Below are 21,640 nucleotides of genomic sequence, written 5' to 3'. Positions count from 1 at the left end.
AGGGTTAGCGGACAATGACCGGCGTGCGCGCGAGCCTATTCGGTGGTCTTGCCGTCGAAATGCTCTTCGGAGGCGTCGGCCTCGGCCTTGGTGGCGCGGACCACGCCGTCGCGGTGCTCGGGCGGGCCATAGAGGGTGTAGAGCATCAGCGGCGCGTCGCCGGTATTGACGACATTGTGCCGGGCGCCCGCGGGAACGATGATGGCGTCGTCGTCCTTGACCGGCGTGCGCTTGCCGTCGATCGACACCTCGCCCGAGCCGCTCTCGATGCGGAAGAACTGGTCGTGGTCCTCGTGGACCTCGGCGCCGATCTCCTCACCCGGCTGGAGGGTCATCAGCACCAGCTGCAGATATTTGCCGGTGTAGAGCACGCGCCGGAAGTCGGTGTTCCTGACGGTCAGGTCTTCGATGTTGGCGACAAAGCCTTGCATGGCGATCCTTCCTTCGGCGGGGAGAGCCGCAAATCGGGATGACGAGGCGGCGGGTCAAGCGCCCGCTGCGGCCTATTCGTCGCGGGGCAGCACCGAGAAGCCGGCCAGGCCTTCGCGTCCGCACAGCTCGGCGACCAGGGCGTCGGCGTCAATGGGCATGGGGCCCTTCACCTTGAGCAGGTGCTCGTGGATCAGGCAGTCGGGGCTCATTACGTGGCCGATGCGCACGGCGCGGAGTCCCCGCGCGCGCAGCATGTCGCGCAGCGCCGCCTCGCTGGGCGCCGCCCCTTGCTTCCAGCGCAGCGTCACGTCCATGACCCCGACGTGCGGCAGCTTGGCGTCGAGCAGCCGCAGCACGGCCAGGACGGCGAGGGTGGCGCCGGAGCCGATCAGGGCCAGATTCAGCATGCCCACGCCGTAGAGGACTCCGATCGCCGAGGTGACCCACAGCGACGCCGCCGTGGTCAGGCCGTGCACCGAGAAGCCCTCGCGGAAGATGACGCCGGCGCACAGGAAGCCGATGCCGGTCAGGAGGCCGTGCGACATCCGGGTGGGATCGATGACCACCGTCTGGCCCGGCAGGGCGAGGAACTCCCAGGTCGCCTGGTGCATCGCCGCGAGCATCAGCAGGCAGCTGGTCAAACAGACGAGAATGTGGGTCCTGAACCCCGCCGGATGCCCGTGATAGGTGCGTTCGACCCCGATCAGCCCTCCCGCCGTCATGGCCGCGGCGACCGGCCAGACCAGATCCCAATCTATCAAGATTCACTCCGCAAACTGACGAATCCTCAACCTAGGCCCGTCTCCGCCGGCCGGGCAAGCGGCGTCAGTCGTCACGGGGGTCGAGACGGTAGCCGGTGACGCCCTCGAGGGCGCGCAGGCGGCTCGCCAGGGCCTTGAGGCTTTCGTCGCCGACCGCCCTCAGCCGGAAGGTCCGCCGCACGGACTCTCCTCCGTCGAGCAGTTCGTACCGGTCGCCGCCGGGCGACCCGCCGATCTCGCCGATGGCGGCCTCGACCGCCTCCTCCGCACCCGGCGCGTCCCGTCGCCAGACCACGGCCGCGTCGACGATGGTCTGCTGCGGCAATCGCACGCTGACCAGCCGGAGCGCCGCCAGGATGACGACGGTGAGCACGGTCCCCGTCGCCGCGAGCTCGAAGAGCCCCGCCCCCAGAAGCAGGCCGATGGCCGCCGTGATCCACAGCGACGCCGCCGTGGTCAGGCCGTGAATCGAGAATCCGGCGCGGAATATCACGCCGGCGCAGAGGAAGCCGATGCCGGTCAGCACCCCGTGCGCCATCCGGGTGGGGTCGCTGACGATCTCGGTCCCGGGCAGGGCGGCGAACCGCCAAGCGCCCTGCGACACCGCCGCCTCCATCAGCAGACAGGAGGCGAGGCAGACGAGGATGTGGGTCCTGAACCCGGCGGCTCGTCCGCGCCACTCGCGTTCGAAACCGATCAGCCCCCCCGCCAGCACGGCGGCGAGCAGGGGCAGGGCGAAGTCCGGAAGCGAGGCCAGGTCCATAACGCGCCAACGGGCGTGGCGACCGCGCCGTTCCCCCCGCCCTGCCGGTCCGTCCGGGAGACGGCGCATCGAGTCGGGAACCCGACGCGCGCTGCGAGGTTACAGTCGGTCGCGGCCGCGTGCTGCGCATGGCGGAGGCCTGGCATGGGGCATCCAGTGGAACGGCGCCTGCCGCCGCAGGCCTATGACGAGCTTCGGGCCGAGGTTCTGCGCGCCGCCGTCGAATTGTCGGAAGATCAGCTGGTCGACCTGACCGAGGCCCTGCACGGGCTGATCCGGCTGCGCCGTCCCGGCCGGCCCCTGCGCAATCCGGACGGCTGGGTCACAGACGAGTTGCGCAGCTTCGCCCGCTGAGCGTCAGCCGGCGTATTTCGCCAGGTCCTCGTCCGAGATGTCCTCGTTCGAATAGACGTTCTGCACATCGTCCTCGGCGTCGAGCGCATCGAGCAGCTTCATCAGGGTTCCGACCGCCTCGCCGGTGACCGGCACCTCGGACTGCGGCTTCCAGACAAGCGCCGTGGACTTCGGGTCGCCCAGCACCTTCGACATGGCGTCGGCGACCTCGTTGAGGTCCTCGAACTTCGTCCAGATGGTGTGGCCCGGCGCGTCCTCGTAGATGTCAGGCTTGACCAGGTCGCTCTCGACGTCCTGGGCGCCGGCCTCGATGGCCGCCTCCATGACCTCGTCCTCGGTGCCGGCCTCGGCCGGGTAGATGATCTGGCCCACCCGGTCCCACATGAAGGCGACCGAGTTCATCTCGCCCAGGGCCCCGCCGTTCTTGGAGAAGGCGGCGCGGATGTTGGAGCCGGCGCGGTTGCGGTTGTCGGTCAGGGCCTCGACGATGATGCCGACGCCGCCCGGCCCGCGGCCTTCGTAGCGGATCTCCTCCATCGTATCGGCGTCGCCGCTGGAGGCCTTGTTGATGGCGCGCTGGATGACGTCCTTGGGCAGGCTCTCGGCCTTGGCGTTGTTCACCGCCAGGCGCAGGCGCGGGTTCATGGCCGGGTCCGGCAGGCCGGACTTGGCGGCCACGGTGATGTCGCGCGACAGCTTGGAGAACAGCTTGGACCGCTGCGCATCGGCGCGGCCCTTGCGGTGCATGATGTTCTTGAACTTGGAATGGCCGGCCATGAGGATGTGTTCTGGGTCTGGCGAAAAGTGAGCCGCGCATCTAGCCGATGGCGGGGCGGCTGTCACGGGCAGGAACCGCCAGCTTCGCCGGGCATTTCCGGACAGACCCCGCCGGAGCCCGCCATGACCGCCGAAGACACCATTCAGGACGCCGACCTCTATTCGGACGAGGACCTCGAGGAGGCCGACATCGTCGAATGGTACGAGGCCCGCCCGGTCACGGTGCCGGCCGCCGTCGCCACCGGCGCCATCGTCGCCGCCTTCGCCCTCGGCGTGCTGACCGCCGTCGGCGCCCTGGCCCTGATGGGCCGGCTGGACGACTGATCTAGGGCTGGACCGGGGTCGGCCCCTCCCCCACCCGCTCCACCAAGACCGGAAGGCGGCGCAGGTTCCGCTCGATCTTGACCAGCACGAAGACGAAGACGAGCAGGAGGAACATCATGAAGAAGCTAACCGCCGCCGCGCCGGCGGCCATGGCGGTTCCGCGCCGGGTCGCCTCTTCCATGGCCCGCGCCGCGTCGCGCTGCTGGGCCGCTTCCGCGGCGCTCGCGAACTGGCCGAAATGCCAGTCGATCAGCTGGTCGACGTCGATCGGCGCGGCCGTGGCGGGGGCGGCGGCGAGGTCCTTGGAGAGTCTCAGGATGCTGTCAGCGTAGCGGTCGAACAGGCTGGCGGGCAGGCTGTCCGCGCGATCCTGGATATAGCCGGTGACGGCGGCGACGATCGGGCTGTACCCCTGTTTCGCCTGCACATAGCGGCTGATGTTGGCGGCGGCCTCGCGGAGGCGACGGTCCGACTGTCGCGCGGCATCCTCCAATTCGGCGGCCTCCTCGGCCCCGACCGACGCGCCTCGGCTGGTCCCCTGACCCAGATAGTCCGCCAGCCGGTCATCCTTGACCATGCGCGCGGCGTTGGTCTCGCCGCCGCCGAAGGATGACAGCAGCATCGGCCCCGCGACCGCGGCGCCGATCACGGCCACGACCAGCAGGATGGTCGCGAGCACCAGGATCACGACCCGTAGGATGTTCAGATAGAGGGATTCAAGCCGATTAAGCATGGGTGATGTCCAGAGAGGCCCTCGGGCCTAGGGTGTCCAAATGATCGAGAGGCTGACCCGCGACGCCACCGGGGTCCCGTCTTCCGTCCGCGGGTTCATCCGAAAGAAGCGCGACGCCGCGACAGCCGCCTGGCCGAAGCGGTAGCCGGCCGGGGTCTCGGCGGTGGCGGCGCAACCGTCCAGCCGCCCGCTGACGAGCACGATGCAGCTCATGGTGGAGCGGCCCGAGATCCCGTCCCGGAGCGCCTGCGCCGGGAAGACGGTCGTCAACTCTTCGTTCGTGGGCTGGCGGGAGTAGCTGGCGTTGACGATCGTGCGGGCCGCCGCCGCCGGGGCGGCCGGCTTCGACGCCGTGCTCGGCGGGGCGACGGTGGCGGCGGGGGCGGCATAGGCCGGGCCGGCGGGCGCCGGAGCGTCGGCCGACCGCGACGCGGCCGCCTGCCGCTCGAGCGCGGCCGTCAGCGACGTCGAATACTGGGCGCGCGCCGCGGTCCGATCGTCGGCCGTGCCGAACAGGGCGGCGCGGACCATGGCGGAGGGAGTCGGGCCGTCGGTGGAGAGACGGCTGACGGACCAGCCTTGGCCCGGCGCGAACACCGCTTCGAGATGGGCGTTGGCCTGAGGCAGGTCGATCGCGCCCAGGTCGATTCCAGGTCCAACGGCCGTCGCATAGGCGACCTCGGCGCTGCAGGCCGCGCTCGTCGCGCTCCCGGCGGAGCGGCATTCCATGCGCGGCGACCCGACCAGCGACGGCTTCAGCCAGGCGGCGGCGTCGAGTCCGAGGAAGCGGGAGCCCTTCTCCGACAGTCCGATATAGGGTCCGTAGCCCGGCTCCTCCGCCAGGCGAACGAGCCCCTTGTTCCAGACCCACCAGTCGAGGGGAAGCGAGCCCTCCGGCGTGTACAGCGTCAGCTCGTGGGCGCGGATGTCGCCGTCCTCCGCCGCGCTCGCGAGCAGGGCCTGCACCTCGGCGAGGGGGGCATTAAGATCCTGGGCGATCATCGCCAGCGCCGCCTGCGCCGCTCCGGCGTCCAGCGCCGGGGCCTCGTCTCCGGCGGCCTCGACGCCGGCGGTTCCTTCACGGTCTGCACAGCCGCCCAGGCTGGCGGCGGACACGACCGCCACAGCCAGGAGCGTGGCGTTTCGAATGATCATTCTGCACTCCCCCGGCAAAGCTATGTCAGGTGGACCGGGAGAGCGTCAACACGCATTGCGCGTTTCGGGCGCCGACGGCTCAGGTCTTCAGGCTCTCCAGGAAGCCTCGCATCTTGTCGTCCACCGCGACCGGGCGCTTGGTGTCGCGGTCGACGTAGACGTGGACGAAATGGCCGACGGCGGCGGCCTCGTCCTCGTTGTTGCGGAACAGGCCGATCTCGTAGCGGACCGAGGAGGTGCCGACGTGGGCGACACGGACGCCGGCCTGGATCTCGTCCGGGAAGGCGGTCGGCGCGAAATAGCGGCAGCCGGTCTCGGCGACCAGGCCGATGACCTTGCCATGGTGGATGTCGAGCAGGCCGTTGACGACCAGCAGCCGGTTCACCGCCGTGTCGAACCACGAGTAGTAGACGACGTTGTTGACGTGGCCGTAGACGTCGTTGTCCATCCAGCGCGTCGAGATGGCCTGGAAGCGACGGTAGTCGCCGCGCTTGGTCCGCTCGATGGTCCCGGTCATTAAGCTCTCCCCTTGTTGGTGCGCTACCGCTCGCGACGCGGTCGCTCGCTGCTTGAGCGCGTCTGGCGCGCGCTTCATTGGCGAGCCTTGGGCTTGGCGGACGCGGCGTCAAGCGCCTAGCCTCGCCGGCATGAAGACGACCGCCGCCATTCTCCGCAGCATGGGCGCCGCCCGCCCCTACGCCGACAGCCGCCCGCTGTCGCTGGAGACGGTGACGCTCGATCCGCCCGGGCCGGGCGAGGTGATGGTGGCCATCAGGGCGGCGGGGCTGTGCCACTCCGACCTCTCGGTCATCAATGGCGACCGGCCGCGGCCGATGCCCATGGCGCTGGGCCACGAGGCCGCCGGCGTGGTCGAGGCGCTGGGCCCCGGCGTCGGCGACCTGGCCGTGGGCGACCACGTGGTCATGGTCTTCATGCCCAGCTGCGGCCACTGCGATCCCTGCGCCGGAGGGCGGCCGGCCCTGTGCGAGCCGGGGGCCGCGGCCAATGGCCGGGGCGAGCTGCTGGGCGGCGGGGTGCGGCTGCACGGCGAGGGCGGCGAGCTGCATCATCATCTCGGCTGCTCGGCCTTCGCGGGCCATGCGGTGGTGTCGCGGCGCTCGCTGGTGAAGGTCGACGCCGACCTCCCGTTCGAGCACGCCGCCCTGTTCGGCTGCGCGGTGCTGACGGGCGTCGGGGCGGTGGTCAATACGGCGAAGGTCAGGGCCGGGCAGTCGGTGGCGGTGGTGGGCCTCGGCGGGGTCGGGCTGTCGTCGGTGCTGGGGGCGCTGGCCAGTGGGGCGAGCCCGGTGGCGGCGGTGGACCTGAGCGAGGAGAAGCTGGCGCTGGCGCGCAGCCTCGGCCCGGTCAGGACAGTCAATGCGGCGGACCCGGACGCCGTGGAGCAGGTCAGGGCCCTGACCGGCGGCGGGGCCGACTTCGTGTTCGAGATGGCCGGCGGCGTCAGGGCGCTGGAGGCGGCGTGGCGGATGACGCGGCGGGGCGGGACCACGGTCACCGCCGGCCTGCCGCCGCCCGAGGCCGCCCTGGCCGTCAATGTGGTCCAGCTGGTCGCCGAGGAGCGGACGCTGAAGGGGTCGTACATCGGGACCTGCGTGCCCAGCCGCGACATCCCCCGCTTCGTCCGCCTGTTCCGCGAGGGGCGGCTGCCGGTGGACCGGCTGCTGACCGGGACCATCCCGCTGGAGCGGATCAACGCCGCCTTCGACGCCCTCGCCGACGGGGCGGCGGTCAGGACGGTGGTGACCTTCCCGTAGCGCCGTGCCAGAAGCGGGGCCGTAACCGACCCGCGAGGAGAGACCGCCATGGCCACCGAACTGTACGACCTGACGGTCCCCGTCTTCACCCGCAGCCTCAAGGCCCTGTCGGCCCTGCTGGACAAGGCCGCCGCCCACGCCGCGGAGACCGGCCAGAGCCCGGAGGCCCTGCTGGCCCGGCGGCTGATCGACGACATGCACCCGCTGGCCAAACAGGTGCAGATCGCCTGCGACGGGCCCAAGCTGTGCGTCGCCCGCCTGTCCGGCGTCGAGGCCCCGGTCAACGAGGACACCGAGACCACCATCGCCGAGCTGCAGGCCCGCATCGCCTCCACCCTGGCCTGGATCGGCTCGGTCCCGAGGGAGGCGATCGACGGGCAGGAGGACCGCGAGGTGGTGCTGAAATTCCCCGGCGGCGAATGGCCGTTCAAGGGTCAGGCCTATGTCATCGGTTTCGCCCTGCCCAACTTCTTCTTCCACCTGACCACGGCCTACGGCCTGCTGCGCGGCGCCGGCGTGCCGCTGGGCAAGCGCGACTTCCTCGGCGCCCCGGCGTAAGGGCCGCCGCGCCATGACCCTGCGCCGCCTGATCGACCTGCCCGGCGTCGACGATCTGGAGCTGAAGGCGCTGATGAAGCCGCGCCTCGCCGATCCCGACCTGATCGACGACCATCCCGAGGTCGACGCCGTGGCCCGCGCCGCCTTCGGCCTGACCCCGGCCGAGGCCGCCGAAATCCCCCTGCCCGCCGACTGGCCCGACCATCTGCGCGACCTGCATCGCCGGTCCCCCGCCGACCTGGCCGAGGCCTTCGAGGCCGAGGGCTGGGACGTCGCGGACAAACGCCGCAAGCCCCTGCGCCTGCTGCCCTTGTTCGCCCTGCCCCTGGCCCTGGCCGCCCGCGGCGTGGCGGGCTCGCTGCCCTTCGTCCCCGAGCCGGATCACCCGGCGACCGACTGGGGGGCGAGTCTGAAGGCCGAGGCGGGGCGGTTCAGGAAGCGGTGATCGCGCCGGCCCCCGGCGGCGGGAGCGCGGGCGTCGCCGCCGCGTCGTCGGCCGCCTCCGTTTCCCCGGCGGTGTATTCGGCCATGAACAGCAGGCCGGGGACGATGAAGTCGGCGTAGTCGGCCCGCCCCCGCGCGTTCAGCGTCCAGAGGAAATAGTGCTCGCGGTCGAAGCGCGGCTCGAGCGTGCCGGCGGCGATGCGGTCGAGGCGGATGCACTGGACGGCGCGGTAGAAGGCGTCGCGGCGGCGCTGGCGGGCGGGGCGGCGGGGTTTCATCGGGGGCTCCGGGGGTTGGGGACTGGGGGAGGCAACAGGCAACAGGCAACAGGCATCAGGCAACAGGCAGTAGGCAGTAGGCACGGGGGATCGGCTTCCGGGGCGGGAGCCGCGGAAGGTGGGGAGGGCGCGGGGCGACCGGGCCTCGCCCGGTGCTGGTGTAGTGGTACCGTTTCGACGAGACAGGCTGCCCCGCGTAGCCGTTATCCACGCGCCCTCCGACTGGCGGCCCTGCATTCGGGCCTTTGACGGATCGCCCCGGACGCCTTGCGACGAACCGGGGCGGGACGGACATACCCCCGCCATCGCGAGGCCATCTGACCGCACCCAAGGCGCGCGGCGAGCAAGCGGGCAGGATCCATCCCTGCCCTCGAGGACCCCCGGACTCTCCATCGTCTGGGCTTCATCGCTCGACCACAGCCCGCCGTCGTCGAGGAGCGTGGATCCGACGCCCTCCCCATCGACGGGATGGGAACAGTATGCGGGAGGTTTCCACCAGGGCGCGTTCGTGACGCTGGCGCGGGGATGATGTGCAGGGAAAACAGCGGGGTGGCTGTTCGAACTATGGAGACAGAGGCGGGATTTGCAGCGCAGCAATTCCCGCTTTTCGTCATCCCTCGCGGAGCAGCGCTCCCGACTTCGCGCTCGCGCGCGCCGCCCTGTCCCGGGGTCGGCGCGGCTGCACCGCTTGCCCCGGGTTGACGAAAGGAAGGGTCAGTCCGGCTCTACGGGCGGCATCCAGTCGGGGTCGTTGACCGGGTGCCAGTCGGCGGCGAGATCGCACCAGCCGGGGTTGTCGCGCTCGATCAGGGCCAGCTTCCAGTCGCGCAGCCATTTCTTGAGCCGTCGCTCGCGCCGGATGGCGGCTGTCATCCAGACGTGGCGCTGGAACCAGACCAGGTCGGTGCAGTCGTTGTCATCGGTGAAGCCGGGAAACACGCGCGTCTTGTGCTTCCACACCCGGCTCGTGAGGTTCGAGGTCGAGCCGATGTAGATGGTCCCGTTGCGCCCGCTGGCCATGATGTAGCTGGCGATGAAGGTGCGGTGGGTGGCCATGCGGGAAGGCTATGCCCGGCGGCGGCGGGCGTCGACGTGATGCAGCCGCAGCGGAGGTTGCGGCGGCGGGTTCGCGCTGGGGTTCCTTCCTTTCGTCATCCTCCGGGCCGCGCGAAGCGCGGAACCGGGGGACCCAGCGGCGCCGCGAAGCGGCGAAATACAGGCGGCGGCGTGCGGCCCTCACCGGACGCCGCGTCCCCGACCGCGCTCCCGACAGGGTCGCGCTCCCGCGCGCCGCTGGGTCCCCCGGTCTGCGCCGCGAAGCCGCGGCTTGCCGGAGGATGACGAAAGGGGAGCCGCCGCTGTCGCCCAAGCATATGAAAACAACATACCGCGCGGAACTGGCACCGTCGGAGGGCCAACCAAGGTGTTGCCCAATCTCCCTCCGCGGCTATTTTGACTCATGCCCAGCCCTTCCGAACAAATGCTGTACAATTCAGTTCGCATCGCTGCGATGCGCGCTGGCCAAGTCACAAGCTATGGCACAGGATTTTACTTCAATCTCAACGTTGGACCGGGCGTCGCGCCTCTGTTGATTACCAATAAGCACGTTATTGACGGGGCTGATGGGTTGTCCATCTGCGTTCATCAGGCCCTTGATGATGGCTCGGGACCCTCTGGCACCCACCACAACGTCACCATCTCCCTTAGGGAGGGCGGAATTGTGCGACATCTCGACCCGAGCGTCGACCTGTGCGCCATAACCGTAGGAGAGCTGGTCAAGCCCGGAAGCTTGGGTGGAAAGAACGTCTATGCGGTGTTCTTGGACGAGTCGCTGATACCCGATGCACAGATGTGGACAGACTTGGATGCGTTGGAAGAGGTGGTGATGGTCGGTTGTCCAAACGGCCTCTTCGATGGCACCAATGGTATGCCCATCATGAGGCGAGGGACGACCGCTTCACATCCCGCTCTTCCCTACGACGGCAGGCAGGAATTCATGATAGACGCGGCCTGCTTTCCCGGTAGCTCAGGCTCGCCGATTTACCTTTTCAATTCATACGCCTTCTACAACAAAGCTCGTGGTGGCATCGACATGGGGACCCCAAGAATAAAGCTTCTTGGGATTCTTTATGCGGGCCCAACTATCGACCAACGCGGCCGTATTGTGCTCACGAAAGACCTCGATGTTTCGGTCCAATCAATGATGCACTTGGGTTCGGCGATCAGATCAACGCGTATTCTTGAGCTTGCCGATGAGATCAGAAAGCGTCTGTCGCAGGAGTAGGGACTGAGGATCGCTTCAAAATGGCGCGGCGAGATGCGCCGCCTAATGCACCCGCGCCTTCCCGATCTCCAGCCCGCCTTCCCCGGCTGACACGGCGATCACGCTGCCGTCCTCGATCTCGCCGGCCAGCAGTTTGCGGGCGATCGGGTCGATCAGTTCCTTCTGGATGACGCGCTTCAGGGGGCGGGCGCCGTAGACCGGGTCGTAGCCCTTGTCGGCGAGCCAGGCGGCGGCCGTGTCGTCAAGCGCGAGGGTCAGTCTCCGGTCGGCGAGGAGCTTTTCGAACCGCGACAGCTGGATGCGGACGATGCCGGCCATCTGGCCGCGGCCGAGGCGGCGGAAGAGGATGATCTCGTCGATGCGGTTGAGGAACTCCGGGCGGAAATGGGCGCGGACGGCCTCCATGACGTAGGGGCGGACGGACTCGACATCATCGCCTTCCGACTGGCCGGCGAGGGCGTCGGAGCCGAGGTTCGAGGTCATGATGATCAGGGTGTTGCGGAAGTCGATGGTGCGGCCCTGGCCGTCGGTGAGGCGGCCGTCGTCGAGCACCTGGAGCAGGACGTTGAAGACGTCGGGGTGGGCCTTTTCGACCTCGTCGAACAGCACGACCTGATAGGGGCGGCGGCGCACGGCCTCCGTCAGGGCGCCGCCCTCGTCGTAGCCGACGTAGCCGGGGGGCGCGCCGATCAGGCGGGAGACGCTGTGCTTCTCCATGTATTCGGACATGTCGAGGCGGGTGATGGCGGCCTCGTCGTCGAACAGGAATTCGGCCAGGGCCTTGGTCAGCTCGGTCTTGCCGACGCCGGTGGGGCCGAGGAAGAGGAAGGAGCCGAGCGGGCGGTTGGGGTCGTTGAGGCCGGCGCGGGCGCGGCGCACGGCGTCGGAGACGGCGGCCAGGGCCTCGTCCTGGCCGACCACGCGGCGGGCGAGGGCGTCCTCCATCTTGAGCAGCTTCTCGCGCTCGCCCTCCAGCATCTTGTCGACCGGGACGCCGGTCCAGCGCGAGACGACGGCGGCGATCTGTTCGGCGTCGACGACCTCAGGGGTCAGGGGGCCGGACTTGTCGGCTTCATTGGCTTCCGCCTCGGCGAGCTGTTTCTCGATCTGGGGGATCTGGCCGTAGGCGATCTCCGAGGCGCGGCCGAGGTCGCCGGCGCGCTGGGCGGCGGCCAGTTCGGCGCGCAGGCGGTCGAGGGTCTCGCGCAGCTGGGCGCCGGCGCCGACCTTTTCCTTCTCGGCCTTCCAGCGGGCGGTGAGGTCGTCGGACTCGGCCTCCAGTTCGGCGATCTCGTCCTCGAGCTTCTCGAGCCGGGCCTTCGAGGCGGTGTCGGTCTCCTTCTTCAGGGCCTCGCGCTCGATCTTGAGCTGGACCAGGCGGCGGTCGATCTCGTCGAGCGCCTCGGGCTTGGAGTCGACGGCCATGCGCACGCGCGAGGCGGCCTCGTCGATCAGGTCGATGGCCTTGTCGGGCAGGAAGCGGTCGGTGATGTAGCGGTTCGACAGGGTGGCGGCGGCCACGATGGCGCCGTCGGCGATGCGCACGCCGTGGTGGACCTCATACTTCTCCTTCAGTCCACGGAGGATGGAGACGGTGTCCTCGACGCTGGGCTCCTCGACGAAGACCGGCTGGAAGCGGCGGGCGAGGGCGGCGTCCTTCTCGACGTGCTTGCGGTATTCGTCGAGGGTGGTGGCGCCGACGCAGTGCAGCTCGCCGCGGGCCAGGGCGGGCTTGAGCAGGTTGGAGGCGTCCATGGCGCCGTCGGTCTTGCCGGCCCCGACCAGGGTGTGCATCTCGTCGATGAACAGGACGACGCCGCCCTCGGCCGCGGCCACCTCGTTCAGCACCGCCTTGAGCCGCTCCTCGAACTCGCCCCGGTATTTCGCGCCGGCGATCAGGGCGCCCATGTCGAGGGCCATGACCTTCTTGTCCTTGAGGCTCTCGGGCACGTCGCCGTTGACGATGCGCAGGGCCAGGCCCTCGACGATGGCGGTCTTGCCGACGCCGGGCTCGCCGATCAGGACGGGGTTGTTCTTGGTGCGGCGGGCGAGGACCTGGATGGTGCGGCGGATCTCCTCATCGCGGCCGATGACCGGGTCGATCTTGCCGTCGCGGGCGGCCAGGGTCAGGTCGCGGGCGTAGCGTTTGAGGGCGTCGTAGGCGTCCTCGGCGGCGGCGGAGTCGGCGGTCTTGCCCTTGCGGATCTCGTTGATGGCGGCGTCGATCTTGTCGGGGGTGGCCCCGACCGAGGCGAGAACGGTGGCGGCCACCCCGCCCTCGCGGGCGATGGCGCCGAGCAGGCGCTCGGTGGTGACGAAGGCGTCGCCGGCCTTCTTCGAGGCGGCCTCGGCGGCGGCGAAGACGCGGGCGGTGTCGCCGTCCAGATAGAGCTGGCCCGAGCCGCCGGAGACCTGGGCGCGCTTGGACAGGGCGGTTTCCGTGGCCGTCTCGGCCTTGGCCGGATCGCCCCCGGCGGCGGTGATCAGGTTGCGGGCGAGGCCGTCGCGCTCTTCCAGCAGCACCTTGAGCAGGTGTTCGGGGGCGAACTGCTGGTGCCGGCGGGCGAGAGCCAGCGACTGGGCGGACTGGACGGCCTGTTTGGCGCGGTCGGAATAGAGGTCGAGATTCACGGCGTGTCCCCTGATCAGGCGGAGTGTGGGCCCAGAGACGTCCTTTCAGAAAGCAACGCCTTGAGCTGCCGCAAATCTGGGTGTGGCGAGGGAGCCACACAAGGGGTGAGTGGACGGGTCGGCGCGGGTCGGGCTAGCGTCCGGCGAAAGTCTGTCGGGAGCGTCCCTATGTCCATCCGCCTCACGCGCCGCGCGGCGCTGGTTTCGTCCGCGGCCGCCGGGTTCGCCCTGCCCACGCTGTCGCACGCCCAGACCGGGCCCGCGCCGGCGGGCGAGGCGCTGGCGGAGGCGGTCGACGCCTATGTGAAGGCGTGCATGGCGGCCTTCCCGGACCAGCCGGCGCTGTCGGTGGCGGTGGTCAAGGACGGGGCCCCGGTGCTGACGCGGGGCTATGGCGTCAAGCGGCAAGGGCAGGCGGCGCGGGCCGAAGAGCACACCCTGTTCGCCATCGCCTCCAACACCAAGAACGTCACCTCGGCGGCGCTGGCCATGATGGTCGACGAGGGAAAGGTGAAGTGGGACGAGCCGGTGAAGACCTACCTGCCCGGCTTCACCCTGTCGGATCCGGTGATCGGCGAGCGGATCACGGTGCGCGACACCATCAGCCACCGCGCCGGCTTCGGCCTCGGCGCCGGCGACCTGCTGTTCTGGCCCAACAGCGACCGGAGCCGCGAGGAGGTGCTGGCGGCGGTCCCGTTCGTGCCGATCGAGGACCAGTTCCGCGGGCAGTACCACTACAACAACCTGATGTTCGTGGTCGCCGGGGCGGTGCTGGAGGCGGTCTCGGGGATGCGGTGGGAGCGGTTCATCCAGACCCGCATCCTCGACCGGGTCGGCATGGGCGAGACCGTGCCGATGACGAGCCTGGCCGACCCGGCGAGGTCGGCCCTGCCGCACGCCCGCGTCGGACCGCCGCTGCGCTATCAGGGCGAGATGGTGCAGATCGCCGAGTCCATCGCCGAGGTGTGGAACTGGGATTCGGCGGCGGCGGCGGGCGGCATCTGCACCACGGCGACCGATTGGGCGAAATGGATCGGCGTGCGCCTGGCCATGGGCGAGCTGCCGGACGGGACGCGGCTGTTCTCGGAAGCGGCGGCGAAGGAGATGTGGCGGCCGAATATCATCATCGGCTCGTCGGAAGGGCCCACGGCGGAGCTGCCGGGCCGGGCCATCGCCTCGACCTACGCCATGGGTTTTCAGGTCCAGGACTACCGCGGCGAGCGGATGATCACCCATGGCGGCGGCTCGCCGGGCGGGATTTCCGCGACCGTGCTGATCCCCGGGCGGGACGCCGGTTTCTCGATCTTCTCGAACGCCGAGGAGAGCTTCCTGCTGCGGGCCCTGCGCTCGGGCATCGCCGACATCGTCATGGGCAAGACCGGGTTCGACTGGATCGCCGACAGCGTGCGGCTGCGCGACGAAGGCGACGCCAAGTCGATCGCCGCAGCCGCGGAGATCGACGCGAAGCAGGCGGCCGGCGCCGCGCCGTCCCTGCCGCTCGAGGCCTATGCCGGAACGTGGCGGGACCCGTGGTACGGCGACATCGTCATCGAAACCCGGACGACAGGCCGGGGCCGGTCGCGCAAGAGCGGCCTGTGGCTGGACTTCACCCATACGCCCGCGCTGAAGGGCCCGCTGGAGCCCTATGACGGCGAGACGATGCGGACCCGCTTCCCCGACAAGCGCGAGGAGGACACCTTCGTCACCTTCAAGATCGAGAACGGGCGGCCGGTGTCGGCGACGATGAAGGCGGTCTCACCGGACGCCGACTTCAGCTACGACTTCCACGACCTGCGGCTCACGAAGGTCTGAGCCCGCCGCGCCGCCCCTAGGGAAGGTGGGCCAGCACCTTGAGCCAGTGCACCGACTGGCCCGCGTCGATCAGTTCGAACAGCGGGATGGCGAGCAGGAAGACCAGACCGTCGCGAAGGGTCAGCAGGAACAGCGACGGGCGGATGGTCAGCTCGTCGGCGTCCCGCCAGAGCGAGAAGCGCGGCCAGAAGCGGGGCGTGCGGGCCATGTAGCGGGCGTAGCTGTCGCCGAACTCGCGGAGCAGGAAGGCCTCCTCGCGCAGCACGGTGAAATGGAAGACCAGCACCGCCGCCGCGAGGAAGGCGGCCGCGATGACGAGGCTGCCGCTCTGAGCCCCGATGCCGAAGGCGCCCACGAAGCTGAAGACGTAGAGCGGGTTGCGGCTCACCGAATAGGGCCCCCGGTCGACGATCTCGGCCTTCTTGCGACCGCCGATGTAGAGGGTGCACCAGGCGCGGCCGACGATGGACAGGGCGATCGCCACAAGGCCGATGGACTCGACCGTCTCATGCCATGCGCTGTCGACGCCGCCGATCGACTGTGTCGCCACGGCCAGGGCCATCAGGCCGACCAGGGCGAGGCCGACGGCGACCTTTCGCAGCTTCTGGACCGTTCCGAGTTCCAGGGGGGCGGGCGTGGGGTTCATTCAAGGTCTCCGTTGACGAAGAGGACTGCGGAACTGTGACGGTTTCAAGCCCGGAGCGGCGGCCCGGCCTAGACGACCGTTCCGAACAGCCGGCCGATGCCGGCGGTCGCGGCCATGGCGATGACGCCCCAGAAGGCCACCCGCAGAACGGAGCGTCCGATGTCGGCGCCGCCCGCCAGGGCTCCGAGGGCGCCGAGTCCCATCAGGCCTGCCAGGGCGGTGGCGCCGACCCAGGCGATCATGCCGCCGAGCGGCGCCCACAGGACCAGCAGCAACGGCGGCAGGGCGCCCAGGGCGAAGGTCAGGGCCGAGGTCAGGGCCGCCTGGACCGGGCGGGCCGTGGTGATTTCGGAGATGCCGAGTTCATCCCGCGCATGGGCGCCGAGGGCGTCCCTGGCCATCAGCTGCAGGGCCACCTGCCGCGACAGGTCGGGATCCACGCCTCGGGCGGCATAGATGCCGGCCAGTTCCGCGACCTCGGCCTCGTGGTCGCCGGCCAGCTCGGCCCGCTCGCGGGCGAGATCGGCCCGTTCCGTATCCGCCTGCGAACTGACGGAGACATATTCGCCCGCCGCCATCGACATGGCCCCGGCCACAAGCCCGGCCACGCCGGCGATCAGCACGCCGCCGCGGGACGCCTCGGCCGCCGCGACGCCGACGACGAGGCTGGCGGTCGAGACCAGTCCGTCGTTGGCGCCCAGCACGGCGGCCCTCAGCCAGCCGATGCGCGAGACCCGGTGTCGCTCGGGGTGGGTCGGCAGGCGGCTCATCGGGCAGACTCCAGATCGGCGGCGCCGCGCGCGCCGGGCGTTTCCCTCATCGGAAGCCCGGCAGCATACGCCGGAGCGTCCCGTCCCTGAGCAGATAATGATGGAACAGGGCGGCGGCGGCGTGGATCCCGACCAGCCAGTAGCCGACGGTGGCCAGGGTCGTATGCAGATCCTCGACGCGTTCGGCGAGCCCCTCGTTCGGGGCGACCAGCGGGGGCAGCGAGAGGCCGAAGAAGGGAATGGGCTCGCCCTCGGCGCTGAGCACCATCCAGCCCAGCACCGGCAGGGTGATCATCAGGCCGTAGAGGGCGAGGTGGACGAGCGCCGCCAGCCGGTCCGGCCAGGTCCGGGGCGGGCCCCGGCGGGGCGACCGGGCGCGGGCGATCAGCCGCACCCAGACCAGGGCGAAGACCGACAGGCCGAGCATGAAATGCCATGTCTTGAGCGCCTCGCGCAGGTCGCTGCCGCGCGGATAGAATTCGCGCAGTTCAATACAGGCGTAGACCGCGGCGAGCAGCACCAGCATCAGCCAGTGCATCGAGATCGAGAGGCGGGAGAAGGCCGGCGGTTCAAACCGGGAAGCGGCGGTGATCTGGCTGGCCATGGAGTCGCTCCGGCGCGGAAGACGCCCGAACCTGGCGCCGGAGGCGATCCGGCGCCTTGATCTGGCGCAAACCGCGCCGCAGGGGGCCGCCGGCCCCTATTGAGCGGGGCGGCGTCCCGCCTCGAGGATGGGCATGCCCGCCTCGGTGGGGATGTAGATGATCTCGCGGCCCGGCTTGTCGGCGGACTCTTCCAGCATGTGAATGTAGGCCCAGCGCAGGTAGTTCTCGGGGCCGCCGAGGCTTTCGGCCATGATGCGGTTGGCCTCGTTGGCGCCGCGGGCGCGGGCGACCTCGGCCTGGGCGGTCAGCTGGGCCGAGTCGAGCGCGGCCCGGGCCTCGAGCACGCGGATGCGACGGTCCTGCACGGCCTGCTCATAGGCCGCCTTGCCCTGCATCTGCCGGGCGTAGACGTTGTATGTCGGCAGACCAATGAGGACGAGAACGCCGACGACGACGACGGCGACGACCGCGCCGATGGTGATGCTGAAACCGCGCATGGCGACCTCCTCCGGACAGGATGCGGGACCGTCCCGCTCGCGGAAGGGTCGCGGCGTCCGGCCCCGCGGTCAAGGCGCAGTCAGCCGACCAGTTCGAGGATCTCCAGCTTGGCCTCCTGCTTCGGCCACGGGATGACGAGGCGCCAGCGTTCCGGACCGATGCGCTCGAAGACGCCGATCTGGTCGCGCTCGGGCATCTGGCCATAGGCGGGGTAGCCGGTCTCGTCCGAGCCCCACGCCTGGGCGCCGATGAAGACGAGGCGGCGGTCGGTGTCGGGATAGAGCAGGCCGCGCGAGCGCTGGGAGCCGGTCGCCTTGGTCAGCACCAGGTCGCCGCCGGGAGTCAGCTCGACCGTGCAGCGGAAGAAGGGGTAGGCGACCCAGGCGAGACCGCCCGGGCTGTTCGCGCCCAGCTTGATGGTGCGGCAGCGGTAGGCGCCGGGCGGCGGCTGGAGCCGACCGGTCTGGCCCGCATTGGGATCGACCAGCGGACCCAGCGCCTCGACCTGCGTGGCGAAGCCGGCATCCTCCGCCTCGGCGCGGGCGAGACGCCAGGCCTGGTCGAGGCGGCCGAGGGCGGAAGCGTCGGCGGTGCTGGCCACCTGGCGCCAGTCGGCGCCGCCGCCCTGTTCGCCGGGGGCCGGTCCGGCCGGTTCGGCGGGCGCGGCCTCGGCCGCAGCCGGCGGCGGGGCTCCCTCGCCCGGGCCCGCGCCCGGATCGGCGGGCCCGGTCTCCGGGTCCGGGCCGCAGGCGGCGAGCAGGACGGCCAGCGAGACGGCGGCGAACGGGGCGGCGGGGGGCAGGCGCATCCGGAACTCCCTTGGGGCGAGTGGGCCGAACGGCTGAAGCGGGCCGGGGTTCAGCGCGGCCGCGGGTCGAGCAGCAGGCCCGAGACGGTGGCGGCCAGCAGCCGGGGCGAGAGGGGAAGACGCGCCGCCTTGCCGAGCAGGTGGTCCCGCACCCACGGCAGCACGCGGCCATCGGCCTGGTAGAAGGGGGTGAAGCCGAGGCTGAGCGCCTGATAGAGGCGGACGTGCCAGCGCCGCACGCGGACGTAGGCGGCGAGGCCGTCAGGCAGGTCGTGGTGGCGGGCGAGGGCGTCGGCCAGCGCCCGGGCGTCCAGCAGCCCCATGTTGACGCCCTGTCCCAGCTGCGGGCTGGTCGAATGGGCGGCGTCGCCGATGACCGCCAGCCGGTGGGCGGCGGGGCGGGCGAGGGTGTGGTGGCCATAACGGGCGAGGGTCAGCTGGTCCGGGTCGGTCAGGGTCTCGAGCAGGCCGGCGGTCTCGGGCCACAGGGCGCGGACCTCGGCCTTCCAGCGGTCGAGACCGGCGGCGCGCCAGGCGGGATGGTCGGCGGTCTTCAGGCTCCAGAAGAAGGTGGCGAGCCGGTCCGGAGCGCCGGGGCGCGCGCCGACCGGCAGGACGCCGATCATCTTCGCCGCGCCGCGATAGACCTGTTGCAGGGCCCGTTCGTCGAAGGGCGGGCCGGGCCAGGGGACGGTGGCCCACAGGGCGCCCCAGGCGAGCGGCCGGCCCTGCGTTCGCCCGCCGAGGGCCGCGGCGATCCGCGAACGGGCGCCCGAGGCGTCGACCACCAGATCGAAGGCGGGCGTGGAGAGGCCGCGCGCGTCGGTGAGGACGCCCGCCGCGGCCGCGACCATCTCGCGGCCGGTCTCGAACCACACCCCGGCGTCGCGGCAGGCCCGGTGAAGGACCTCGAACAGGGCGGCGCGATGGGCGCCGAGGGCCGGACGCGCGCGGCGCAGATCGGCGTAGCGGACGTCGAGGACGATGCGGCCGCGGCGGGCCTCGCGGCCGAAGAGGTGATCGATCGGCTGGGCCATGGCCGCGACTTCGCCGGTCAGGCCGAGGTGGTCGAGGACGGCGAGGCCGGTCGGCTGCAGCATGAAGCCGGCGCCGACCGGGCCGGCCTGTTCGAAGCGCTCGAAGACGACGACGTCGCGGCCCTGCCGGGCCAGCATCAGGGCGCAGGCGAGGCCCGAGGGGCCGGCCCCGACGACGGCGACGCGGCGGACGGCCATGGCCGCCTGGCTCAGGCCGGGACCAGTTCGATCAGGTCGAGATTGGACTCGGCCTGGGGCCACGGGATGACCAGCCGCCAGCGGCGCTCGCCGATCCGCTCCAGCACGGCGATCAGGTCGCGGTCGGGGCGCTGGCCGTAGGAGTTGGCGGGCGGCTCGTCGGCCAGGGCCATGGAGCCGAGCAGGACCATCTGGCGGTCGTTCTCCGGGAACAGCAGGCCGGCGGGGCGCTGGCTGCCGGTCAGCTTGGAGAATTTCAGGCCGTTCGGAGTCTGTTCGATACGGCAGGCGAACCAGCCGTAGACGACATAGCCGAGGCCCTCCTCGCCGCCCTGCGACCCCAGTTTGACGGTGCGGCAGCGGTAGTCGCCGGCGGGGGGCGTGACGTCCGGCCGCTGGGCCCGCGGCTCGATCAGCTCGCCGGTCGCGGCGAGATCGCCGGAGCCGCGCTGGCGCCGAGCCTGCTGCAGGGCCAGCGACCAGGCGGCGTCGAGGCGGTTGTAGCGGTCCCGGTCGGAGGCGGTGACGATGCCGCGCCAGTCGCGCAGCACGGGGCTGGAGCCCGGGCCGCCGGGAACCGGCGGCGGCGGCGGGGTGGCGGCGCAGGCGGAAATCGTGGCGGCGGCGAGGAGGCCCAGGACCGACGGCCGGAACAGACGAAGCATGCGGCGCTCCCGTGGGGTCGCGGACCGCCGCCTACGTCGAGCGCGCCGCGGGGGTCCGAGAACGTACACAGGCTCCTTGACCGGACCGGGCGTTGGACGTCAAGCGCCCTCGCCCGTCGCGGGCGATTCCGTCAGCTTTCGCTTGCCGGCGACTCAGCCTTGCGGCGTGGGGCGCGGCGCCGGGGGGCGGGAGCCTCGGCCTCGCCGCCCTCGGGCGGGCCGTCCGGCGCCGGAGCGGCCGGGGCGGCGGAACGCGTCAGGAATCCCGGCAGGGCCGTGGGGGCGTCGTCGCCCGCGGCGTCGGCGGCGGCGTCGCGGCGCGGGCGACGCTCGCGCTGCGGCCGCTCGGCGCGGGCGGGCGCCGGCTCGGCCTCGCGGCCGTCGGAGGCCTGGGCTTGAGCGGGGGCCGGTTCGCCGTCGTCCCCGGACGCGGACGCGGACGCGGACGCCTGATCGCCTTCGCCGCGCTCGTTCCTGAAGCGCTCGTTGCGTTCCTGCTGGCGGCGTTCCCAGCGCTCGCGGCGGGTCTCGCGGCGGCCGCCCTCGCCGGCGGGGCCATCGCCCTCGGCGCGGGGCTCGCGCGGCTGGTCGTCGCGGTCGCGCCATTCGCGGCGCGGCTGTTCGCCCTGACGGTCGTTGGAACGATCGTTCTGGCGATCGTAGGAGCGGTCGTTCTGGCGCTCGTCCTGCTCGCGCTGCCGGGCCTCGGCGGCGGCGACGCGGTCGGCCTCGGCCTTCTCGGCGGCCATGATGGCGGCGGCCTGGGCCCCGGTCTCGTCCTCGAAATCGATGTCGAAGCCCTGACCGGCCAGTTCGCGCTGGGCGATCTCGGACACCGGACGCGAGGGCTGCAGGGCGCGCAGGACGCGGAAATAGTGTTCGGCGTGCTGGGTGTAGTTCTCGGCGAGGACGCGGTCGCCGGCGGCCGAGGCGTCGCGCGCCAGCTGCATGTAGCGCTCGTAGACGGTCTGGGCGTTGCCGCGGACCTTGATGTTCTCCGGGCCCTGGGAGTCCCAGGACCGGTTCGGGTTGGTGGCGTTGGCGTTGCCGCCGCCGCCGCCGCCGGGCTTTCTGTTGCGTCCGCGCTGACGCTTCATGCCCTTGAAATCTCTCATCGGACGCTACCGTGCTTTGTGAAGGGACGGGCCGGCCTGCGAGATGCAGCCTGTCGCCGTCCGTTTCGTCGTTCCGCTTCGCGCGAGGCCAATCCCCGCTGACGATGTGATCGGAAATCCGCGTCGCCCCCTGGTCCGCCGGGCCGACTGGCTCGACCGTCAGATGCCCTGAGCGCGCGCGGATGAGCCTGAAGCGGCCCAAGTCGTGCGGTTTGGG

The 21,640-nt window shown here is 71.0% G+C and carries 25 protein-coding genes; 7 read left to right on the top strand and 18 right to left on the bottom strand.

Annotated elements, in window-relative coordinates; all coding sequences use genetic code 11:
* Positions 1-35: 35 nt before the first annotated feature.
* The 3 genes from VEA62_RS13145 to VEA62_RS13135 all read right to left on the bottom strand — a co-directional run bounded on the left by VEA62_RS13145 (position 36) and on the right by VEA62_RS13135 (position 1,956).
* Positions 36-431 (bottom strand): cupin domain-containing protein, encoded by a 396-nt coding sequence (locus VEA62_RS13145; protein ID WP_324822562.1) that lies wholly within the window; start codon positions 429-431, stop codon positions 36-38.
* A gap of 72 nt (positions 432-503) precedes the next feature.
* A complete protein-coding gene (locus VEA62_RS13140; protein ID WP_324822559.1) occupies positions 504-1,193 on the bottom strand; it encodes an MgtC/SapB family protein in 690 nt (229 codons plus the stop codon).
* Between the two features lie 64 nt (positions 1,194-1,257).
* Positions 1,258-1,956 carry an MgtC/SapB family protein gene (locus VEA62_RS13135; RefSeq protein ID WP_324822556.1) on the bottom strand — a complete coding sequence of 233 codons (699 nt, stop codon included), beginning with the start codon at positions 1,954-1,956 and terminating at the stop codon, positions 1,258-1,260.
* Between the two features lie 144 nt (positions 1,957-2,100).
* Between VEA62_RS13135 and VEA62_RS13130 the strand changes: the two genes are divergently transcribed.
* A complete protein-coding gene (locus VEA62_RS13130; RefSeq protein WP_324822553.1) occupies positions 2,101-2,310 on the top strand; it encodes a hypothetical protein in 210 nt (69 codons plus the stop codon).
* Between the two features lie 3 nt (positions 2,311-2,313).
* On the opposite strand, the gene VEA62_RS13125 is transcribed toward VEA62_RS13130, so the two are convergent.
* The gene (locus VEA62_RS13125; protein ID WP_324822551.1) at positions 2,314-3,087 is read right to left on the bottom strand and encodes a YebC/PmpR family DNA-binding transcriptional regulator; all 774 of its coding nucleotides are present in this window, start codon (positions 3,085-3,087) and stop codon (positions 2,314-2,316) included.
* Positions 3,088-3,210: 123 nt separating this feature from the next.
* Here VEA62_RS13125 and VEA62_RS13120 point away from each other — a divergent pair, with 123 nt between their 5' ends.
* Positions 3,211-3,411 carry a hypothetical protein gene (locus VEA62_RS13120; RefSeq protein ID WP_324822548.1) on the top strand — a complete coding sequence of 67 codons (201 nt, stop codon included), beginning with the start codon at positions 3,211-3,213 and terminating at the stop codon, positions 3,409-3,411.
* Between the two features lies 1 nt (position 3,412).
* Here the strand turns inward: VEA62_RS13120 and VEA62_RS13115 are convergent, their stop codons facing one another.
* The 3 genes from VEA62_RS13115 to VEA62_RS13105 all read right to left on the bottom strand — a co-directional run bounded on the left by VEA62_RS13115 (position 3,413) and on the right by VEA62_RS13105 (position 5,816).
* The gene (locus tag VEA62_RS13115) at positions 3,413-4,144 is read right to left on the bottom strand and encodes a hypothetical protein (RefSeq protein WP_324822545.1); all 732 of its coding nucleotides are present in this window, start codon (positions 4,142-4,144) and stop codon (positions 3,413-3,415) included.
* Between the two features lie 27 nt (positions 4,145-4,171).
* The gene (locus VEA62_RS13110; RefSeq protein ID WP_324822542.1) at positions 4,172-5,299 is read right to left on the bottom strand and encodes an energy transducer TonB; all 1,128 of its coding nucleotides are present in this window, start codon (positions 5,297-5,299) and stop codon (positions 4,172-4,174) included.
* A 79-nt stretch (positions 5,300-5,378) separates the two neighbouring features.
* Complete coding sequence (locus tag VEA62_RS13105) at positions 5,379-5,816, bottom strand: thioesterase family protein (protein ID WP_324822539.1); 438 nt, start codon at positions 5,814-5,816, stop codon at positions 5,379-5,381.
* A 130-nt stretch (positions 5,817-5,946) separates the two neighbouring features.
* Here VEA62_RS13105 and VEA62_RS13100 point away from each other — a divergent pair, with 130 nt between their 5' ends.
* The 3 genes from VEA62_RS13100 to VEA62_RS13090 are packed head-to-tail and all read left to right on the top strand — an operon-like array spanning position 5,947 to position 8,077.
* Positions 5,947-7,074, top strand: a complete 1,128-nt coding sequence (locus tag VEA62_RS13100) for a zinc-dependent alcohol dehydrogenase family protein (RefSeq protein WP_324822537.1) — start codon at positions 5,947-5,949, stop codon at positions 7,072-7,074.
* Between the two features lie 48 nt (positions 7,075-7,122).
* Entirely contained in the window at positions 7,123-7,632 is a 510-nt protein-coding gene (locus VEA62_RS13095) for a DUF1993 domain-containing protein (protein ID WP_324822534.1), read from the top strand.
* A 13-nt stretch (positions 7,633-7,645) separates the two neighbouring features.
* Positions 7,646-8,077, top strand: coding sequence for a hypothetical protein (locus VEA62_RS13090; protein WP_324822532.1), 432 nt, complete (start codon positions 7,646-7,648; stop codon positions 8,075-8,077).
* Here VEA62_RS13090 and VEA62_RS13085 read toward each other — a convergent pair.
* Together VEA62_RS13085 and VEA62_RS13080 are read right to left on the bottom strand one after the other, a co-directional pair.
* The gene (locus VEA62_RS13085; RefSeq protein ID WP_324822529.1) at positions 8,064-8,354 is read right to left on the bottom strand and encodes a hypothetical protein; all 291 of its coding nucleotides are present in this window, start codon (positions 8,352-8,354) and stop codon (positions 8,064-8,066) included. The two genes, VEA62_RS13090 and VEA62_RS13085, sit on opposite strands and share 14 nt — an antisense overlap.
* 714 nt (positions 8,355-9,068) lie before the next feature.
* Positions 9,069-9,410: a GIY-YIG nuclease family protein gene (locus VEA62_RS13080; RefSeq protein WP_324822525.1), complete on the bottom strand. Its 342-nt coding sequence runs from the start codon at positions 9,408-9,410 to the stop codon at positions 9,069-9,071.
* A 403-nt stretch (positions 9,411-9,813) separates the two neighbouring features.
* Between VEA62_RS13080 and VEA62_RS13075 the strand changes: the two genes are divergently transcribed.
* Entirely contained in the window at positions 9,814-10,638 is an 825-nt protein-coding gene (locus VEA62_RS13075; protein ID WP_324822523.1) for a serine protease, read from the top strand.
* Between the two features lie 42 nt (positions 10,639-10,680).
* Here the strand turns inward: VEA62_RS13075 and clpB are convergent, their stop codons facing one another.
* Positions 10,681-13,269 carry an ATP-dependent chaperone ClpB gene (gene clpB, locus VEA62_RS13070; RefSeq protein ID WP_324822519.1) on the bottom strand — a complete coding sequence of 863 codons (2,589 nt, stop codon included), beginning with the start codon at positions 13,267-13,269 and terminating at the stop codon, positions 10,681-10,683.
* 168 nt (positions 13,270-13,437) lie between these two features.
* On the opposite strand from clpB, the gene VEA62_RS13065 reads away from it, so the two are divergent.
* Positions 13,438-15,081, top strand: a complete 1,644-nt coding sequence (locus tag VEA62_RS13065; protein WP_324822516.1) for a serine hydrolase — start codon at positions 13,438-13,440, stop codon at positions 15,079-15,081.
* 16 nt (positions 15,082-15,097) lie between these two features.
* Here the strand turns inward: VEA62_RS13065 and VEA62_RS13060 are convergent, their stop codons facing one another.
* The 8 genes from VEA62_RS13060 to VEA62_RS13025 all read right to left on the bottom strand — a co-directional run bounded on the left by VEA62_RS13060 (position 15,098) and on the right by VEA62_RS13025 (position 21,405).
* Entirely contained in the window at positions 15,098-15,727 is a 630-nt protein-coding gene (locus tag VEA62_RS13060) for an isoprenylcysteine carboxylmethyltransferase family protein (protein WP_324822513.1), read from the bottom strand.
* 68 nt (positions 15,728-15,795) lie between these two features.
* The gene (locus VEA62_RS13055) at positions 15,796-16,497 is read right to left on the bottom strand and encodes a VIT family protein (protein ID WP_324822509.1); all 702 of its coding nucleotides are present in this window, start codon (positions 16,495-16,497) and stop codon (positions 15,796-15,798) included.
* Positions 16,498-16,543: 46 nt separating this feature from the next.
* Complete coding sequence (locus VEA62_RS13050; protein WP_324822506.1) at positions 16,544-17,101, bottom strand: cytochrome b; 558 nt, start codon at positions 17,099-17,101, stop codon at positions 16,544-16,546.
* A 96-nt stretch (positions 17,102-17,197) separates the two neighbouring features.
* Entirely contained in the window at positions 17,198-17,599 is a 402-nt protein-coding gene (locus tag VEA62_RS13045; RefSeq protein ID WP_324822503.1) for a hypothetical protein, read from the bottom strand.
* An 80-nt stretch (positions 17,600-17,679) separates the two neighbouring features.
* Positions 17,680-18,408: a DUF4893 domain-containing protein gene (locus VEA62_RS13040; protein WP_324822500.1), complete on the bottom strand. Its 729-nt coding sequence runs from the start codon at positions 18,406-18,408 to the stop codon at positions 17,680-17,682.
* 50 nt (positions 18,409-18,458) lie between these two features.
* Entirely contained in the window at positions 18,459-19,643 is a 1,185-nt protein-coding gene (locus VEA62_RS13035; protein ID WP_324822497.1) for an NAD(P)/FAD-dependent oxidoreductase, read from the bottom strand.
* An 11-nt stretch (positions 19,644-19,654) separates the two neighbouring features.
* Positions 19,655-20,308 carry a DUF4893 domain-containing protein gene (locus VEA62_RS13030; protein WP_324822494.1) on the bottom strand — a complete coding sequence of 218 codons (654 nt, stop codon included), beginning with the start codon at positions 20,306-20,308 and terminating at the stop codon, positions 19,655-19,657.
* A 131-nt stretch (positions 20,309-20,439) separates the two neighbouring features.
* Complete coding sequence (locus VEA62_RS13025; protein WP_324822491.1) at positions 20,440-21,405, bottom strand: DUF4167 domain-containing protein; 966 nt, start codon at positions 21,403-21,405, stop codon at positions 20,440-20,442.
* Positions 21,406-21,640: the final 235 nt, after the last annotated feature.

Origin of the sequence: Brevundimonas sp., from assembly GCF_035627475.1 — a bacterium.
In the GTDB taxonomy this organism is placed as follows: Bacteria; Pseudomonadota; Alphaproteobacteria; order Caulobacterales; family Caulobacteraceae; genus Brevundimonas.
This window is presented reverse-complemented; position numbering and strand designations above follow the sequence as displayed.